Source organism: Clostridium phoceensis, assembly GCF_001244495.1.
Taxonomy (GTDB): Bacteria; Bacillota; Clostridia; order Oscillospirales; family Oscillospiraceae; genus Lawsonibacter; species Lawsonibacter asaccharolyticus.
Map to the genome: position 1 here is coordinate 2,757,194 of NZ_LN866274.1, position 18,793 is coordinate 2,775,986.

Below are 18,793 nucleotides of genomic sequence, written 5' to 3' on the forward strand. Positions count from 1 at the left end.
AGGATATGGAACTGAAAAAACCGGCCGTCGCCGGGACTCTGGAATCCAGCGATGTACAGATTATGCTCCGGCCAAACCCCGGTCAGGGAATTCAAATCGACCTGAAAAGCGACGTAAAGGCGCTGTTTGGAGATGCCATTGAGGCTACTGTCCGGTCCGTCCTGGAGGAATTTGCAATTATAGACGCCATAGTAGAGATCAATGACAAGGGCGCTCTGGACTTTGCCATCCGTGCCAGAATGGAATGTGCTGTCTGCCGGGCGACAGACAGCCCGTTTAACTGGGGAAAGGAGGATCCCAATGTCGGACAATGAGTTAATGCGGACCTCCATGTATGTTGGAGGAACCAGCCCTGTTAAAATGATTCAGGCCGGATTTTATAACGAAGACTGCCTGGTCTATGACCTTGAAGATTCTGTCTCCGTGGGAGAGAAAGATGCCGCCAGATTGCTGGTATACCACGCGGTGAAGGAACAGCGCCCCAAAGGAAAGTATATCCTGATCCGTGTGAACGGATTATATTCCAAGGAGTTGGACGAGGACCTGGAAGCTGCTGTGCGGGCTCAGCCTGATGCCATCCGTATTCCAAAAGTGGAATATGCCAGCGAAGTAAAACGAGTGGATGAGAAAGTTACCGCCATCGAGAAAAAGGCCGGTCTGCCCGAAGGGAGCATTAAAATCTGGTGCAACATCGAATCCTATCTGGGTGTCATGAATGCGCAGGAAATCGCCTCTGCAAGCCCTCGGGTCGTCGCAATGGCTCTGGGCGCCGAAGACTTTACCGCCAGCATGAACGCCCAGCGCACCAAACCGGGCTGGGAAATTTTCTATGCCCGCAATGCCGTGCTGATGGCCTGCCGCGCTGCGGGAATCTCCGCACAAGATGCAGTCTTTTCCGACCTTAACGATGAAGAAGGACTCAAGCGCGATCTTGAGATGACACGAACCCTCGGCTTTGACGGAAAAACCTGTGTGCATCCCCGGCAAATCGACACTGTAAACGCTTGCTTCACTCCCACAGCCAAAGAAATCCGCAATGCACAAAGAGTTCTGGAGGCACTGGAAGAGGCAGCCAGAAATCATACCGGCGTCTGTGTTTTGGACGGCGGCATGGTGGATAAACCCATGGAACTGCGCGCACGCGCTGTGCTGGCAAAGGCCAAAGCCGCCGGTATTAAGACAGGGGGTGTCACATCATGTTAATCAACAGTCTGGGGCGTGAGCTGCCGGAAAAAATCGGGGATTATGTGGTCAAGCCTTATACCGGCCCATACAGCACCCCCGCGAAGGAAGGCACGGTCATCACCCACCGCACAGCCGGTCACCGTATTCCCGGCTCTACAAAGCTTTTAGGAAGTCTAAAGGAAGCTATCACCGCATCCGGATTAACGGACGGGATGACCATCTCCTTCCACCACTGCTTCCGGGAGGGTGACCAGGTCATTGGTCAGGTCTTAACTGCAATTCGCGAACTGGGAATCAAAGGTCTTCGCTTTGCGCCCAGCGCCGTGGTCAACATTAAAAATCCCTCTATTGCAGATTTTGTAAAAGACGGTACCATTGATCGCATTGAGGCCAGCGGAATCCGTGGACAGCTGGGCGATGCTGTTCTGGCCGGCGAGATGGAAAACCCGGTGATCCTTCGCACCCATGGTGCAAGGCCCAGAGCCATTGAGGCCGGAGAGCTGCAAATCGATGTTGCTTTTATCGGAGCCTCTGCCGCCGACGACTATGGCAACTGTACCGGGCAAATCGGCCCCAATGCCTGCGGCTCTCTGGGGTACGCCTTTATTGACGCGCAAAGCGCAGCTTGTACGATCGTTATTACCGACAACTTAGTGGAGTATCCCTGCTGCCCGGTCAGCATTTCTCAGCAGTATGTTGACTATGTGGTGCAGGTTGATTCCATCGGCGATCCAGTAAAAATCGGTGCCGGCGCTGCCCGGCTGACCAAAAATCCTCGGGATCTGCTCATTGCAGAGCGGACCGTGGATCTGATTGCCGCCTCTCGCCGTTTTAAGGACGGCTTCTCTTTCCAGACAGGGGCAGGTGCCATTTCTATCGCTACTACCAAATACCTGGCTGACCGCATGCGTGAGCGAGGCGTTAAGGCCAGCTTTGCCCTGGGCGGAATTCCCGCGGCCATCATCGATATGTATGATGAGGGACTTGTCCGCGTAGTCGAATGCAGCCAGTCCTTTGACGCGGTGGCTGCAAGAGCCATCTATGACCGCCAAGACGTGGTAGAAATCGACAATGCGGACTACGCCAACGCATACAGTAAGGGCGGATTTTTAAATCGGGAGGACTTCGGCGTACTGGGTGCACTGGAAGTGGACACCGACTTCAATGTCAATATCCTCACTGGCTCTTCCGGAGAAATGATGGGTGGCCTGGGCGGCGGCCCTGATGTAGCCGGCGGCGCAGCGATCTCCATTGTTACACTGCCCATTATCCGTGGTCGTACCCCCTCCATCGTCAAGCGGGTCTTTACCCTCTGCACCCCCGGCGAAACTGTTGCGGCAGTTGTGACCGAGGCCGGCATAGCGCTGAATCCCAAGCACAGAAACTATCAGGAGCTGAAAGAGGATCTGGAAAAAACCAATCTCAAACTCGTCTCCATTCAACAGCTTCACGAACTTTCCACTTCCATGACCGGCGAGCCGAAGGCGATTGAGACAACCGACCGAATCACCTGCATAGTAGAGTACCGGGATGGCACGGTAATTGATGTCATCCGCCAGATAAAGCGCTAATGATAACATACTGCGAGACTCCCAAGGGAGTCTCGCAATTAAAAGAGGGACAAAATATGTATTTGACGGAACATTTTGCTTCTTTTATTGCCCATACCAACTATGAGGATTTGCCTCAAGACGTGATTGTACAAGCCAAAGAGCGCATTATGGATACCGTAGGCGCTGCCATCGCGGGCTGCTGCAACTGGGAATATGCCCAGTCCTTCCGCCAGGCAATCGCAGCCTTGGGCACGGGCCATTGTTCGGTTCTGGGTGGAAACGCCATCTACTCCCCTGCCCACGCAGCCATGATCAACGCTACCTTCGCCCACGCAGTGGAGCTGGATGACGGGCATAAGAATGCCGGTTGCCATGCCGGCGCGGTGGTTGTTCCGACTGCCCTTGTCCTCGGCCAGGAATTTAAGCGCTCCGGCCGGGAGATCCTGGTCGCTGTTGTGCTGGGGTATGAGGTGGTATACCGCATCGCATCCCATATGAATCCAAAGCAGATCAACAAAGGTTTCCATCCCTCCAGTAACTGTGATGTCTTCGGCGCGATGGCAGTAGCCGGAAAGCTCATGGGCTTGAATGAAAAACAGCTCGCCAACGGCCTGGGACAGGCCGGTATGCTGGCCAGTGGAACCATGGAGGCAACCTGCTCAGGCCAGCGCTCCAAATGTGTACAAGTAGGCAACGCAGCATACAGCGGTATCATGGCCGCCTTCCTGGCTGCCCAGAATATGGAGGGCTGCCTGAGTGCATTGGAAGGAAAGGATGGCCTGTTCCACACGCAATCTGAGCAGGTTGATGCGGACGATGTGATTCGAGACTTGGGTGTTGTTTACTCCATCGCAAATACTTATAACAAAATGTACCCCTCCTGTCGCCATGCTCAGCCGGGTATTGAGGCCGTGCTGGATTTGGCGCAGGAGCACCAAATCACCCCGGAGCAAGTGGAGCATATCTGGATTGGAACCCATCAGGTGGCTTACGATCTGACCGGTATCATCAAGGCGCCTCAGAATTCTGGCCAAGCCAAATTCAGCCTTGCTTATGGAAGTGCAGTGGCACTGATGGACCATTGTTTTGGTGTTGGCCACTTAACCGCCCCCAGCTACACGAATCCCGATTACCTTGCCCTTGCAGAACGGGTCACCTGTGCAGTAGACCCCTCGGTGCAGGCAAAATTCCCCCAACAGCGCGGGGCCAAAGTGGAAATCATCCTGAACGACGGCCGTACCTACGAAAAGGAACTTTACGATCTGAAGGGATCTCCCAATAATCCTGTGGGCTGGGCCGAACTGGAGGCCAAATTCCTGGCAAACGCCGCTGCCATGCTTTCCGCCGACCGCTCCAAGTCTCTGGTCCAGCAGTTCCGCTGCCTGGATCAGCAGGACGATATAGCCGCTTTGACACAGCTCTTACTATAAAAGCTGGTCCAGCGGTTCCTGGTAAGCGGTGCATTGCCGTTGGATCAGGCCGATCAGTGCCTTGGTATAGTTGGGCAGATAGGTTCCTTTCCGATAGATCAAAAAAATCGGATTCTTTCTGCTCAGCCCCTTTATGGGAAATACATTGAGTTTATGTCCTTCAGCCAAGGACTGATTCAGGGAATGAATATGAGGCAGGTACATGGACAAAGAAAACGACGCCGCATAGTCGTGGGCCGTCATAAGGTGGAGCAGGTCGGGTTGGTTTGCTTCATAGATGATACGGATGGTGGTATTGGTCGTCTGCAAGAACTCATCTATGATACTGCGGGAATTATATCCCTTGGTAGCGGCACAAAATGGAACGTTTTGAAAAAGGCGAATATCTGCGCCTTTGAAAAACTTCTCTTTGCATTCCGGATAGGAATCTGGAAAATATTGCTGGAGCAGCGAATCCGACACGACCAAATAGAGATCTTCTTCCATGATGGTAAGATACTCAAGATTGTGAATCACGCGGTCGGTGGGGCTTCCGAGTACCAAATCCAGCTTATTGTCTACCAGCAGCTCCAGTAGCTCCTTGGTCGGCGCGCTGACTGCCCGCAACATAACGCCGGGAAACATCTCCTGATAGGCTTTGATCAGCCCGGGCAGGAAAATTCTCAGCCTCCCCTCTGTCACACCAAGCCGAACCTCTCCGGTGGAACCGTCTTTCAGATCTGTTAATTTACGACGGGTATCCTGCTCAATCCGCTGAATCTCCCGCATAGAGTCTGCCAGGACGGTTCCTGCGTAGGTCAGTTCAAGTGTGGGCTTTCGCTGAAAGAGCATCAGCCCGCACTCGTCTTCCAGATTTTTCAAATACCGACTGAGGCACTGGTGGGAAACATATAGTTTTTCCGCCGCCTTAGATATGTTTTTGGTTTCCGCCAACATAAGAAAATATTCGTAATTTTGCAGCACAATTCTCACTCCTTTTTCCGGCCGTGATAGCGTTATTCTTTATTGTAGCACAGTGCGCATAATATTGTCATCCCTGTTTTACTCAGTAAACCATAAGGAGGAACACAACCATGTCTGAATACAAACCCAATGTGAAAATTCCCTGCGTCTATATGCGAGGCGGCACGTCCAAGGCCGTGTTTTTCCATGACAAAGACCTTCCTCAGGATGTGGAGCAGCGCGATAAGGTAATTCTGAGCGCCTTTGGTTCTCCTGACCGCCGCCAGATTGACGGCATGGGCGGCGCCAATACCTCCACCAGCAAGGTCGCCATCATCAAGAAAAGTTCCCGCCCCGGCATTGATGTAGACTATGACTTTGGCCAGGTGGATATCGCCGCTCCCATCGTGGGCAAGACCATGAACTGCGGCAACATTTCCTCTGCCGTAGGTCCCTTTGCTATCGACGAAGGCCTGGTAGAGGCTGTGGAGCCTATCACGGAGGTACACATTTTTAACACGAATACGCAAAAGGAAATTATTGCCCAAGTTCCTGTCAAAGACGGGCGCGCCATGACGGAGGGCGATTTTGCCATTGACGGCGTACCCGGAACCGGCGCGAAAGTGACCCTGAAGTTTGTCGGCCCCCAGGGTGCCGCCTCCGGCAAACTGCTGCCCACCGGGAACGTAAAGGACACCATTGAAATTGACGGCAAGGAATATGAGTACAGCTTTGTGGACGCCGCCAACCCTGTCATCTTTGTTCACCCTAAGGACTTTGGCGTGACCGGCACAGAAACCCCTGCCCAATTCAATGCTCTGCCTGACTGTCAGGAGATCTGCCGCAAGTTGGAAATCATTCGGGGAACCGGCGCGATTATCCTCGGCTTCGCCAAGGATTTGGAAGATGCTAAAAAGAACAGTCAAACCTTGCCTAAGATCGCTTTTGCCACCAAGCCCGTCAACTATACTGCAGGCAATGGAACGGAAATCCATGCAGAAGATATCGACATTGTGGGACGCCTTTTCTCCGTCAACATGAAGATGATCGACGCTTACATGGGAACCGGCGCCATCTGCACCGTTACCGCTGCCAATACTCCCGGTACCATTGTCAACGAAATCATTTGCGGCAACGGCAAGATCCCCTCCAACCGCGCACCCCACATTCGCATCGGCCACCCGTGGGGCATCATGGACGCCTACGCTGACCTGAAGGAAAATGAAGACGGCACCCATACCGTTCTCAGCGGCAATTTAGACCGCACTGCTCGCCGCATTATGGAAGGCTATGTGTACGTCCGGGTCTGATGGGCCGTGTTATTGCACTTCTATCCAGTATCAAAAGGCGGCGGCCGGTATAGTACCGGCTGCCGCCTGGTCCGCTGTTTCAAGACTTTCGGCTGCGCTTCTGAACTGCCCGGGCAGGATTAATATTCATAATCCCGTTCCACGTAACTGGTATGCAGAATATGGTGGGCTTTTTCACTACCCGGCTGTCCCAGAAATTCCTCATACACGCGCTGAACCAATGGATTTTCATGGCTCTTCCTCAGCACCGTCGCCTCATCCTCATCGTACAGTGCTTTGGCCCGCAATGCTTTCAGGTTCCAAAAGTTTCGTACCTCCGCAGGCTGGGTAGGCTGGCCACCGCCGTTGATACAGCCGCCCGGGCAGGCCATGACTTCCACGAAATCATATTGTTTCTCGCCGCTTTTGATCCATTCCAACACGGTAGCTGCATTGCCAATCCCACTGACACAGCAGACCCGAATTTTCTTTCCGACAAGTTGATACTCTGCTTCCTTGATGCCCTGGTCCGTTCCACGAATGTCCTGGAATACCGGGTCGGCCAGCGGTTTTCCGGTCAGTACCTCCGCTGCGGTCCGCAAAGCAGCCTCCATGACTCCTCCGGTCACGCCAAAAATATAGCTGGCACCGCTTGCAATCCCCAAAGCAGAATCAAATTGCTCATCCGGCATCTGGTCAAAGAGAAGTCCTGCGCGTTTGATCATATGCCCTAGGGCACGGGTCGTAAGCGCTACATCTACATCCCGAATTCCATCTCCAGCTGTGCTTTGGTTCCCTCTCTTGTGCTCAAACTTCTTGGCCGTACAGGGCATAATCGACACACAGACGATATCTTTGGGATCAATTCCTTTCTTCTGTGCGTAATAAGTCTTTGCCAAGGCACCAAATATCTGCTGGGGACTCTTACAAGTAGAAAGATTGGGTAAGAATTCCGGATAGAACTCCTCACAATATTTAACCCACCCCGGACAGCAGCTGGTAAACAGGGGAAGTCGCTGGCCGCTTTCAAAGCGGTGGAGAAACTCCGTGGCCTCTTCCATGATGGTCATATCCGCCGCAAAGTCAGTATCAAAAACACCGTCAAACCCTAGACGGCGCAGAGCGGCAACCATCTTCCCCTCTACATTGGTGCCAACCGGCAATCCAAAGCACTCACCCAAGGTGGCCCGCACACTGGGAGCTGTCTGGATTATGACGTGTTTGGTAGGGTCATCAATAGCCGCCCAAACTGTATCGGTCTCCACGGTGGTGGTAAGAGCGCCCGTAGGACAAGCCACAATGCACTGTCCGCAATTAATGCAGGCGGTTTGATTCAGCATGGCGTCAAAGCTCGGTCCAATATGGGTCTTGAATCCGCGCTGAGACACACCAATAGCTTCCACTCCCATCACTTTCTCGCAGGTAGCCACACAGCGCCGGCACAAAATACATTTGCTGTTGTCCCGAATCAAATGCGGCGTAGTGGTATCAATCTCGTAGTGGTTCTTCTCCCCTTCAAATGCCATATGGTTATCCACGCCATACTCGCGGCATAGCTTTTGAAGCTCACAGTCGCCGCTTCTGGGACAACTCAGGCAGTCCTGGTTATGTATGGACAACAAAAGCTTCAGATTGGTTCGGCGGGCCGCCTGAACATTTTTGGTGTTGGTAAATACCTCCATTCCCTCTGCAATGGGATGGACACAGGCGGGAACCAGATTGCGCGCCCCCCGCACCTCTACCACACACATGCGGCAAGCGCCAATCTCATTCACACCTTTCAGGTAGCATAGGGTTGGAATGGCGATACCCGCAGCGTGCGCCGCCTCCAAAATGGTGGAACCAGCAGGAGCACAGCAAGGGATGTTGTTTATGGTCAGGTGGACCATAGTCTGATCCTGTCTATTCAAGGTTTCCATCGCTCCATCGCCTCCTTAATTCCTGCTGATGGCGTCAAAGCGGCATTTGTCAATGCAGCTGCCGCACTTGATACACTTCTGTACGTCGATTTTATGGGGATTCTTCACGCTGCCGATGATGGCATCCGCCGGACATGCTTTCACACACGCGGTACAGCCTTTGCACTTCCCTGGGTCAATCTGGTAAGTCAGCAAGGCTCTGCAAACCTTGGCCGGGCAGCGTTTATTCTGGATGTGCTCCACATACTCATCCCGAAAATACCGCAGAGTAGACAACACAGGATTCGGTGCCGTCTGGCCCAAGCCGCACAAACTGTTGCTTTTAATAAAGCTGGCCAGCTCCTCTATGCGCTCCAGATCCTCCATGGTCCCCTGCCCCTGGGTAATTTTATTCAACAGCTCCAGCAGCCGCTTAGTTCCGACCCGGCACGGCGTACACTTGCCGCAGCTTTCATCAACGGTAAATTCCAGGAAGAACTTGGCAATGTCTACCATACAGGTGTCTTCGTCCATCACAATCAATCCTCCGGAACCCATCATCGTGCCAATGGCAAGCAAATTGTCATAATCCATCGGCGTATCAATCAAATGGTCCGGAATACATCCGCCGGATGGGCCGCCGGTCTGCGCCGCCTTAAATTTCTTTCCTCTAGGGATTCCCCCGCCGATCTCTTCGATAATTTCACGTAAGGTTGTGCCCATAGGCACTTCCACCAGGCCGGTATTTTTAATCTTTCCGCCCAGCGCAAACACCTTCGTCCCTTTACTCTTTTCGCTGCCAATGGACTGATACCACTGGGGGCCGTTCAAAATGATCTGACAGATATTCGCATAGGTTTCTACGTTATTCAGAATGGTGGGCGATTCAAACAGTCCCTTGACCGCAGGGAAGGGCGGCCTGGTATGCGGTTCGCCGCGTTTTCCCTCAATGCTGGTCATCAGCGCGGTCTCCTCGCCGCAGACAAACGCACCGGCACCCAGTTTGATTTCTAGATCAAAGTTAAAGGGAGTATCAAAAATATGCTCCCCCAGCAGCCCCCGCTCTTTGGCCTGCTCAATGGCAATGCTCAGGTGCTTTACGGCAACTGGATACTCCGCCCGGACATAAATATACCCCTTGTCCGCTCCAATGGCATACGCAGCAATGGCCATGGCTTCAATGACCGTATGAGGATTTCCTTCCAGAATGCTGCGATCCATAAATGCGCCTGGATCGCCTTCGTCTGCATTGCAGCAAACGTATTTTTGCACCTGCCCCCGGTTTCCGCTGGCAAATTTCCACTTCATTCCGGTTGGGAACCCTGCACCGCCCCGGCCCTGCAGTCCGCTTTCCAGCACTGTATCGATCACTTCATCAGGAGACATCTCCGTCAACACCTTGTACAATGCTGCATAGCCGTCCACTGCAATGTACTCCTCAATATTCTGCGGATCAATCACTCCGCAGTTGCGCAACGCCACCCGTGTCTGACGCTGGAAAAACTCCGTCTGATCCAAACCGCGGGTTGTATTTGTGACCTTCGTTTCATCATACAGCAGTTCTTCTACGCGATTGCCTTTCAAAAGGTGCTCATTGACAATGCGAGCTGCATCCTGAATCTGAACATGGCTGTAAATCGTCCCCTCTGGGAACATAATGACATTGGGGCCAGATGAGCAAAGGCCCATACAGCTGCCGCGAATGACCTGTATTTCCTGACGAAGACCAGCAATCTTAATTTGTACCTCAAATTCTTCTGCAATACGGTCGGAGGTACGCCCGCAGTTTGGGCCGGAGCAAACCATAATATATCCTCTGTACACGCCTCACACCTCCTTACTGTACGGAACCAATTGTATACTCGCCTAGTGGATTGCCGCCCCGCAGATGCTGCTGAACCACTCGAACCGCTTTATCCGGGGTCATATGCACATAAGTCGTCCTAGGCTGGTGGGGAATGTACACTTCCACAACAGGTTCAAACTGGCAAATTCCCACACATCCTGTAGCTTCTAACAGGACGTAGTCCATTCCCTGGGCCTTGAGTTCATTTTTCAGCGCATCATATACATCCTGTGCACCCGCCGCAATCCCGCAAGTGGCTAGCCCCACAACGACACGGGGACTTCCACTTTTCTCCGGGTCCATTACGGCAAGCGTCGCTTCCTTGATGGCCCGAAGCGCGGCCAGATTCCGAATTTGTATGTTCTCTTTCATCATCCTGCCTCACATATCACTCATGGATACTTCGCCAAAATGGCATCCAATTCCTCACCAGTCAAGCTGCCGTATACATCTTCGTTAATCATAATGACTGGCGCCATACCGCAGCATCCCAAGCAGCGGCAGGCATCCAAGCTGAAACGGCCATCTGGGGTACACTCGCCCCCTTGTATTCCAAGCTTACTCTGCAACAGTTCATAAATCCGGTTTCCGCCTTTTACATAGCATGCAGTTCCCAAGCATACGTTAATGTGATTCCGTCCCTTTGGGGTAAGGCTGAACATGGAATAAAACGTGGCAATTCCGTAAATTTCCGACAGAGACTTCCCCAACTCCCGCGCCACAACGCGCTGCGCTGCCTCCGGCAAAAAGCCGTAGATTTCCTGCGCCTTTTGCAGTGCTGGAAGTGCAATTCCCGGCTCCTGCTTATGCTGCGCAATCCATGTAGCCAGTTGTTGGGCTCGCAGATCCTGGTTGGATTGGCATGGGCACACAGAGTCTGCTTTTGTATTTTTCATATAGTCCTTCCTTTCATTTCTGCCTCTGAAACGCGGCAACGTACTTGTAGGTTCTTCTGCTATATCCTATAGCTTGCTTCTTTTTCTCGTCTTTTCATAATTTCAAACTTTTACATGTGTCTGTCACATTCTATTTTTTGCAATATATATATTTTCTTCATTCATTTTTAATAATATAGGTTAAAATATCACAGATCACCGCATCTGAAAAGCAAAAAAACCGGCAAGGACCGCAACTTAAAGTTGCAATAAGATTGTCAGTATTCCTGCATGTTTTTCTGCAACGCCCTGTCATCTTTGGGAGGCGTACGCTCCAATTCGTCCTACCATTCTTTGTTTTAGCAATCTGTTATGCTATAATAGCATAACAGAGAGATTTATCCGGCTCACTGGAAAACATTCGATTTCTTTGATTACCACAGGAGGCAATCATATGGGCGTCACACCACAACAGATACTTCAAGCAAGAGAATATAGGGCTGGCCTGCAACAAGAGTTCATACATACATATGGCCTTCCTTTGGTCTGTTTTACGATGAATATCGCTGGGCCGAAAAAAGATTCCCCCTTGGTCCGCCGCGCCTTTCACTTTGGCTGTCAAACGCTTTTGGCTGCTTTCCATGAGCACCATGTCGAGGTCGCAGGCCAGCAAACACGTCTGAAACATACGGGTTGTGAAGCATACTATGCCGTACGCGCTAATGCACATATGATTAAAAAGCTGTGCACCGGAATCGAAGATTCTTCCCCACTTGGCAGGCTATTTGATATGGACGTGCTGGACGAAACGGGAACACAGCTGCGCCGGGAGGAAGTGGGTGGACATGCTCGGGGCTGCATCGTCTGCGGAGCATCCGGGCGCCGCTGCGCTTCCCGAAGATTGCACACCGTGGAGCAGTTGCAGGCAGTTACAATGGAAATTTTATGCCATCATTTTCAGCAGGAAGATCAGCGTCAAATCTCAACGCTGGCTCTGCGAAGCCTGCTAGACGAGGTATGTGTCACACCCAAACCCGGGCTCGTCGATCGTGTGAACAGTGGAAGCCACAAAGACATGGACATCTTCACGTTTACCGCTAGCGCTTCTGCTTTATCGCCTTACCTGTCCCGCTGCGTAGCCCTGGGACAGCAAACCAAGGAGCTTTCTCCCGATGAAACCTTTGCCCGTTTGCGCAGAACGGGGATTCAAGCGGAACAGGATATGTTCCAGGCTACCGGGGGGATTAACACCCACAAAGGTGCCATTTTTACCATGGGCACTGTCTGCGGTGCAATTGGCCGACTTTGGAACGCCGAACAGCCCTGTCGGAACCTCACCGCGATTCTCGATATGTGCGCACAGATGACCCAGCGTGCAATCGATGCCGATTTTCGTACCATGACAATGAACAGCAATGGAAACCTCAAACTGACCACAGGTCAGCGGCTCTACCTGCAGCAGGGGATAAAGGGAATTCGCGGCGAAATTGCCGCAGGCCTCCCTTCTGTTTCCCGCATCGGTATTCCCGTTCTTCGTCGTGCACTGACGGCAGGTAAGCATTACAACGATGCCGCTGCCATCACGCTGCTTTATTTGATTGCTCATGTATCGGACACCAATATGATCGCCCGAGGCGGATTGGAAGAAGCACGCCAAGCCATGCGGAACGTACAAGCCTTATTAGCGGATAATCCGCTTCCGGATTGGGAAACTATTTCCCGGCTGGATCAGACCTTCATCGAGAAAAATTTGTCTCCCGGCGGCTGTGCAGATCTTTTAGCCGTCACCTTATTCCTTCACCATTGGTGTGAAAGTGAATCATAATCCCAAACCGCAGTGCTGCCGGGAAACGGCATAGACCCGTTCATCATGCGCTCATAGGGAACATTTATCCTTACAATTTCTTTGATGTTCAACCTATCCCCCGCTCTTTCACAAGATTGAGAAAGGAAGTGGCTCTGGAGGATATCCCCCTGTCCGCCATAAAATAGAACAGCCAGGACAGCCAGTCAAAGGTAGCCGTCGTACAACGGCAGTACTATGTACCCTTGACAGACAGTGCCCGGCTGTTCTGAACCATATGCGGCAACGAGGGATATATCATCCGAGCTACGCGAGAGTAAACAGTTTGGGACAAATTGGAGCTGTTGGCAAAGTGCTAAATTTGAGAGATAAGCGTGGTTTAGAGCAAGAAAAAAGACACCTCCCAGCGTCAATTCAGACATCGGATCATTCTTTTGACGTTCAAGGCCGCAGCGGAAAGGAGGCAGTGGTCCTCCGCTGCCTCTAAACCTCGTCGCAGGAGACGTGTCAGGTTGTGTCCCCATTTCTGCGCGGCAAAAGTACCCTCGCACCAAATCTGCCGCTGCTTCAGCGCCTCCCGGTATTCCGATTCCCACTGCCTGAAGAAATGCTGCTGAACAGCAGTCTTGAAATAACTGTCCTGGAGCTTTCTGGCGCCGGCCTTGTCCGTTTCATTCAAACATTTCTGCCGCAAAGGACAGCTGCCGCAGTCTTTCTTTTCCGCCCAGTATTCCCAGAACAGCCCGCTGTTCAGCATAGGTGAATACATCCCGCTTAAATTCAGCCTTCGTGCGGTCATGGGCGGGCTGGGGCACAACAAAAAAGTCAATGCCCAATTCTTCCAGCACCCAGTGTGCCAGCGAGAAGTCATAGGCGGAGTCTGCCGCAGCGGCGTTCAGCGGAACGACATTTTTATGGACATACTCTAGTAGGGCCTGGAGTCATGGACGTCCCCCGGCGTCACGGTCACAGCGGTGATAATACCGTGGTCCGGGTCGGTCGTCTGGTGAGACAGGTAATAAAATCCGCTGGGCTTGCCGGGCCGCTTCATATAACCTGCCTCCGGGTCCGTGCCGCTCACCTTCTTGCGGGAACGGCGCTTGTCCTTTTTGACCTGCTTTGTCCGCTTCGCCCGGCGCTTCCCCGTCTGCCGTTTCAGCTCCTCCAGCCCCTCCTCCTCATAGGTGTCCAGCAGCTTCCAATAGTTCCCGGCCTCTTCCAGTACCTCTATTGCCTGCTCTGAGGCTCTGGATGCGTTGGTCTTTACATGGGTGGAGTCCGTCACCGCAAGCCGTCCGCTCACCAGACCTTTTTCCACACACTGCCGCACCACCTCTTCAAATAACCGCCGGAATACTTTCCGGAACGCGGGCTTCCTCCTTTGCAGCTGAGAAATCGTGCTGTGGTCTGGCACCCGTTCATCCAAATCTATCCCCAAATACCAGCGAAACGCATTACTGTCCGCACACCGCTGTTCGATTTGCCGCTCCGATGGGATGCCGTACAAAAAGCCAATCAACAAATATTTTACCATTACCACCGGGTCGATGGGCGGACGGCCGTACCGCCGTTGATACAGGCCGGATGTTTCTTCCTAGACAAAGGAGAAGTCCAGTGCAGCGTCAATTTTTCGCAGTAAATGATCTGCGGGCACCAGATCCTCTATTGTCAGCATGTGTATTTTCAGCTGCATGGACTTTTCCTCCTCTTTACTCAGTTTTTACTGCAATTTGTATCTTACTGTAGTCATAACCAACCTCATCCAGAATGCGGGTCGTCAATATACGCAGCAAAGTCTCTGCGTCATAGTGCGTTTCTACAAAAAGAGCCTCATCTATTTTCACCGGACTGCGCATTTTCCCTGTCTCACTGCCCAGCAGTACCCGGTTTCGCCCCAAGATTTTACCACGGAGATCCATGAGCATCTGGTGTCTCTCCAAATTTTTACAGCAATCTTTCAATATTTCTTCCATAACTTTTTTCCATGTTGGGCACTCTTTTCGCACTTCACCAGGGAATATAACTGCTGTTGGCCGCTTTCCCTTGTATATGCCTGTTCCCACGTTCAAAGGGTAAACGCTTTCATATACTCTCGTCTGTACATGATTTTTTTGGTGGTTTGTATTATTCTCGTTTTGCAGTTTTTTTAGCATTTGTCCGATCTTCTCATCGATTTCCCAGATCAACTCCTCACGCAATACCTGAAGCTCCTTTGCTGTATCCATCACGAGTCCTCCTGTACAATATGATTTGCGCACGTGCTAATTATATTGTGCAGTACTTTATCTTTCTTGTCAACCGTTTTATGCACATTTATTTTGTCAACAGCTCTATTTTGTCCCAAAATCGGATTAATCTGGCATCAACTAATAGTGTAAGAGTTGTTATGGCTTTCTTTTTATGATAATATTTAATCTGAGGTGAGGCATATGATCAATGATAGCACAAAAAGAGAGCTTTGGAAAAGCGGAGAAGGACGATGCGCACGATGTGGCAGGCCTTTAGTATACGAAGAGACCGTTATTGATCATATTTTCCCCAAAAGTCTTGGCGGTGCGGATCATATTGACAACTTAAGATTGCTTTGCAAACAATGCAACTCAAAGCTATCAAATCGCGCTTATTTTTCAGAATATGCGTTTAAAGAATACTTGAAGCAATTTTTAGATCAAGATGTCAGATTTGAAAATGTCTGCATGGACACGCCTGCCGAAACATCCGATGGACAAAAAATACTATTTGACATTACATTTACTCGAAAGCTTCATGGCAAAGAAGAAATGTTTGCTATCGAGGTAAAAGAGATGTTAGCCGCTACAGATCAAAGAATATTATCAGCAATTCGACAGTTATCTTACTATAAGCAAGCCTGTCCAAATATCAATTATATTCTTGCTGTTCCTACACTTCTTGCCTCAGAATACCGTCAACGTGTTAAAACGGCAGGAATTACACTATGGGATAGTGAAACTCTTCGTTTGGGGGTTCCGGACATTGCGTTGCCAGTTTGTGCTGCACCGGATCAATATGACGAATTGATTGCTAAGCTTAAACAATGTCGACCGGGGTATGAAGACTGGCAGGTCTATCAAAAATTGGTTGGCGAAATTCTATTCGCCCTATTTTGCCCGCCTCTCGATCCTGTGTCTGAACAAAACTCCGATGCCAATTACGCTAATCGAAGAGACTATATAATCCCAAATTACTCAGAATATGGATATTGGATGTACCTTCGAGATCGGTATAAAGCAGAGTTTATTGTTGTAGATGCAAAGAATTCTGCGCATGAAATTGGAAAAGATGATATTTTGCAAGTTGCCCATTATTTAAAAGAGAAGGGCGTTGGCTTATTTGGCCTTATTTTTTCGAGATGTGGCGGAGACCCAAGTTCTGAAATACACCTTCGTGACATTTGGCAAAGTGAAAACAAAATGATAGTAATTTTAAGCGATAATGATGTAGAGCAGATGTTACTCGGAAAACAACGAGGGAATGACCCAAGTCGCATTATCATCGAAAAAATACAAGAGTTCCGTCAGAAAATTTGAAAAGGGAAATACTGATCGCCGACTACCCGAATACCATTTCTGTTGTTCTGATTTCGTGGAATCCTATAATTCCACTCCGACCAAATTGGAAAGACCGTCGACGTTTATCGGCGGTCTTTTGCTATGCCTGTGTGCATGTGGAATAGTAGGAATATTCATAACTGGAAATCCTATAACTACACTCGAAAGCAAAATTGAGTGACAGGATTTTTAATAAATGATATACCAAAAGTAACTCTATGAGATTCTTGATTTTAAAATTTGAGAGAGGAGAATATAGATATGGATATAGAGTATTTTTTCTATGTCGATGATAGCACTCTTCAGCATCTGCGTCCGGCCACAAGCGATGAGCGCAAGTGGTATCACTCATTAGCACAGGAGCTGGGCCCCTATCAGAAGAATATTGACCGTTTTCAGAGGGTAGAAGATCGATTTTCTGCATTAGCGGAAATCCTGGAAGCCCCTGAAAAAAACGCCGCAAAGTTAGAACGTAACGCAAAGGATGCTGTGGCAAATTTCTTGTACTCTTTCAACGAGTGTCTTGATCATTGGAGAACCTATATAGTCAGAGCTTATGGCGAGGGATCCAACTATTTTTCCGCTTATCAAAAGCTGACCACGCTTGCCTTCGATACTTACGATGAGTATAAAATTACATATGCCCTTCGAAATTTCCAACATGTAGACGATGTTTTTGACGGTATATCCGTGCGTTTAGGCATGCCCGCGCAGATATATGCACATCGTCGACGGTTGCTCGACAACTCCCGCTTTACCGCTCCCCAGCGCGCCGCTTTTACCAAACTGGAAGAGTGCTTCGATTTGTTCCCGATTTTTAAAACAGCAAAAGAACAACTGGAGCAGATCGAAAAGAAGCTGATGTTTTATACAGTGACTCCAGAACAAGAAAATAAGGCTATTGACGCCTTGAAATTTAAAGAGGAACTCTGCGGGCCGCACGGAGTGCTGTTATTGGGAAAGCTTTTAGATCCAAACGGAAATGAACTCGAAGCAACAGACAGCACCATCATAAAACTAGCGCAGGAGCAGTCAGAAGCCTCTCTGTCCTATCAGGATGAAATTCCTTGGGGAGTCTGCAGATTACTGCAGCTTTTTCAGGGAACAAACTATCAGGACATTTGACCAAACTGCCTGACGGCCTTAGTTCCTCTCAGGTTTTATCATCACATGTCCCCTGCCGCTCCCCCTAACTTCCCGAGTTGCTGTTTTTCTCTTCCTGAGGTATAATGGGCAGGCCGGGCGGCGCTGTTAGGGCGCGCCCTGGGTTCCGGCGCGCTGTGTGACATGGGCACCGGCACCTTCTCTCCGATCCGGCGCCGCCTTCATCCATCTCAAAACACAGGAGGTCTGATCCATGCTCGCCTACACCTATCTGGAGCGGGGGAAATTCGCCCTGCTGGACAAGCCAAAGCCGGTCCTGCTGGACCCCGGGGACGCGGTCGTCCGGGTCACGCTGGCCAGCATCTGCACCAGCGATCTGCACATCAAGCACGGCTCTGTTCCCCGGGCGGTGCCCGGCGTCACGGTGGGACACGAGATGGTAGGCGTGGTGGAGGAGACAGGCCCGGACGTCCGTACCCTCCGCCCCGGAGACCGGGTGGCCGTCAATGTGGAGACCTTCTGCGGCTCCTGCTTTTTCTGCCGACACGGCTGGGTCAACAACTGCACCGATCCCAGCGGCGGCTGGGCCCTTGGCTGCCGCATCGACGGCGGGCAGGCGGAGTATGTCCGGGTCCCCTATGCCGACCAGGGGCTGACCAAGATCCCTCACGCCGTAACGGACCGGCAGGCCCTGTTCGTGGGGGACATCCTGGCCACCGGATACTGGGCCGCTCAGATCTCCCAGATCTCACCGGAGGACACGGTGCTCGTCCTGGGCGCCGGCCCCACCGGCCTGTGCACTCTCCAGTGCGTCCTGCTGGAAAACCCCAGGCGGGTCATCGTCTGTGAGCGGGACCCCCAGCGCCTGGCTTTCGTCCGTGCCCACTATCCTCAGGTGCTGGCACTGGAGCCGGAGGGGCTCCGGGAGGCGGTCCTGGCCCACAGCGCCCACGGAGGGGCGGATGTGGTGCTGGAGGTGGCGGGCAGCGAGGACACCTTCCGTCTGGCCTGGGAGTGCGCCAGGCCCAATGCGGTGGTGACGGTGGTGGCCCTTTACGACCGGCCGCAGCTGCTCCCTCTGCCCGACATGTACGGCAAGAATCTCACCTTCAAGACCGGCGGGGTGGATGGCTGCAACTGTGCCCAGACCCTGGACCTGATCGCCGCCGGGAAGCTGGACACCACTCCCCTCATCACCCACACCTACCCTCTCAAGGACATCGACGCGGCCTACCAGCTCTTCGAGTCCCGGCGGGAGGGCGTCATCAAGGTGGCCATCCAGCCCTGACGCCTTCCCA

At 51.6% G+C, this 18,793-nt stretch carries 17 protein-coding genes; 9 read left to right on the forward strand and 8 right to left on the reverse strand.

Annotated elements, in window-relative coordinates:
* The first annotated feature begins 5 nt into the window (after window positions 1-5).
* From citD to BN1969_RS14250, 4 genes are read left to right on the forward strand one after another with little or no spacing between them, the layout of a single operon-like run.
* Window positions 6-314 (forward strand): citrate lyase acyl carrier protein, encoded by a 309-nt coding sequence (gene citD / locus BN1969_RS14235; protein ID WP_050624914.1) that lies wholly within the window; start codon window positions 6-8, stop codon window positions 312-314.
* Window positions 301-1,203 carry an HpcH/HpaI aldolase/citrate lyase family protein gene (locus tag BN1969_RS14240; RefSeq protein WP_077138773.1) on the forward strand — a complete coding sequence of 301 codons (903 nt, stop codon included), beginning with the start codon at window positions 301-303 and terminating at the stop codon, window positions 1,201-1,203. The genes citD and BN1969_RS14240 overlap by 14 nt, the downstream gene beginning before the upstream one ends.
* Entirely contained in the window at window positions 1,197-2,756 is a 1,560-nt protein-coding gene (citF, locus tag BN1969_RS14245) for a citrate lyase subunit alpha (protein ID WP_050624915.1), read from the forward strand. Before BN1969_RS14240 ends, citF begins: the two co-directional genes overlap by 7 nt.
* Window positions 2,757-2,812: 56 nt before the next feature.
* Window positions 2,813-4,168 (forward strand): MmgE/PrpD family protein, encoded by a 1,356-nt coding sequence (locus BN1969_RS14250; RefSeq protein ID WP_050624916.1) that lies wholly within the window; start codon window positions 2,813-2,815, stop codon window positions 4,166-4,168.
* Here BN1969_RS14250 and BN1969_RS14255 read toward each other — a convergent pair.
* On the reverse strand, window positions 4,163-5,131 hold the full coding sequence (locus BN1969_RS14255) for a LysR family transcriptional regulator (RefSeq protein WP_050624917.1): 969 nt from the start codon (window positions 5,129-5,131) through the stop codon (window positions 4,163-4,165). The two genes, BN1969_RS14250 and BN1969_RS14255, sit on opposite strands and share 6 nt — an antisense overlap.
* A gap of 110 nt (window positions 5,132-5,241) precedes the next feature.
* On the opposite strand from BN1969_RS14255, the gene BN1969_RS14260 reads away from it, so the two are divergent.
* Window positions 5,242-6,420, forward strand: a complete 1,179-nt coding sequence (locus BN1969_RS14260; RefSeq protein WP_050624918.1) for a 2-methylaconitate cis-trans isomerase PrpF family protein — start codon at window positions 5,242-5,244, stop codon at window positions 6,418-6,420.
* Window positions 6,421-6,539: 119 nt separating this feature from the next.
* Here BN1969_RS14260 and BN1969_RS14265 read toward each other — a convergent pair whose 3' ends face one another.
* From BN1969_RS14265 to nuoE, 4 genes are read right to left on the reverse strand one after another with little or no spacing between them, the layout of a single operon-like run.
* Entirely contained in the window at window positions 6,540-8,318 is a 1,779-nt protein-coding gene (locus tag BN1969_RS14265; protein WP_082203611.1) for an NADH-dependent [FeFe] hydrogenase, group A6, read from the reverse strand.
* A gap of 15 nt (window positions 8,319-8,333) precedes the next feature.
* On the reverse strand, window positions 8,334-10,103 hold the full coding sequence (locus BN1969_RS14270) for an NADH-ubiquinone oxidoreductase-F iron-sulfur binding region domain-containing protein (RefSeq protein ID WP_082203612.1): 1,770 nt from the start codon (window positions 10,101-10,103) through the stop codon (window positions 8,334-8,336).
* A gap of 31 nt (window positions 10,104-10,134) precedes the next feature.
* Window positions 10,135-10,515, reverse strand: a complete 381-nt coding sequence (locus BN1969_RS14275) for a (2Fe-2S) ferredoxin domain-containing protein (RefSeq protein ID WP_242850349.1) — start codon at window positions 10,513-10,515, stop codon at window positions 10,135-10,137.
* 20 nt (window positions 10,516-10,535) lie between these two features.
* A complete protein-coding gene (gene nuoE / locus BN1969_RS14280) occupies window positions 10,536-11,039 on the reverse strand; it encodes an NADH-quinone oxidoreductase subunit NuoE (RefSeq protein ID WP_050624920.1) in 504 nt (167 codons plus the stop codon).
* 433 nt (window positions 11,040-11,472) lie between these two features.
* On the opposite strand from nuoE, the gene citG reads away from it, so the two are divergent.
* On the forward strand, window positions 11,473-12,843 hold the full coding sequence (gene citG / locus BN1969_RS14285) for a triphosphoribosyl-dephospho-CoA synthase CitG (protein WP_050624921.1): 1,371 nt from the start codon (window positions 11,473-11,475) through the stop codon (window positions 12,841-12,843).
* Between the two features lie 388 nt (window positions 12,844-13,231).
* Here the strand turns inward: citG and BN1969_RS17625 are convergent, their stop codons facing one another.
* The 3 genes from BN1969_RS17625 to BN1969_RS14300 form a co-directional block, all read right to left on the reverse strand.
* Entirely contained in the window at window positions 13,232-13,693 is a 462-nt protein-coding gene (locus tag BN1969_RS17625) for a transposase (protein ID WP_082203613.1), read from the reverse strand.
* 54 nt (window positions 13,694-13,747) lie between these two features.
* Window positions 13,748-14,401, reverse strand: a complete 654-nt coding sequence (locus BN1969_RS17630; protein WP_336454721.1) for a transposase — start codon at window positions 14,399-14,401, stop codon at window positions 13,748-13,750.
* Between the two features lie 130 nt (window positions 14,402-14,531).
* Window positions 14,532-15,047, reverse strand: coding sequence for a hypothetical protein (locus BN1969_RS14300; protein WP_050624924.1), 516 nt, complete (start codon window positions 15,045-15,047; stop codon window positions 14,532-14,534).
* Between the two features lie 204 nt (window positions 15,048-15,251).
* Between BN1969_RS14300 and BN1969_RS17300 the strand changes: the two genes are divergently transcribed.
* The 3 genes from BN1969_RS17300 (at window position 15,252) to BN1969_RS14315 (ending at window position 18,783) form a co-directional block, all read left to right on the forward strand.
* A complete protein-coding gene (locus BN1969_RS17300) occupies window positions 15,252-16,370 on the forward strand; it encodes an HNH endonuclease (protein WP_077138774.1) in 1,119 nt (372 codons plus the stop codon).
* 282 nt (window positions 16,371-16,652) lie between these two features.
* Window positions 16,653-17,516, forward strand: coding sequence for a hypothetical protein (locus BN1969_RS14310; protein WP_050624926.1), 864 nt, complete (start codon window positions 16,653-16,655; stop codon window positions 17,514-17,516).
* A gap of 232 nt (window positions 17,517-17,748) precedes the next feature.
* Window positions 17,749-18,783 (forward strand): alcohol dehydrogenase, encoded by a 1,035-nt coding sequence (locus tag BN1969_RS14315; protein WP_050624927.1) that lies wholly within the window; start codon window positions 17,749-17,751, stop codon window positions 18,781-18,783.
* Window positions 18,784-18,793 lie beyond the last annotated feature (10 nt).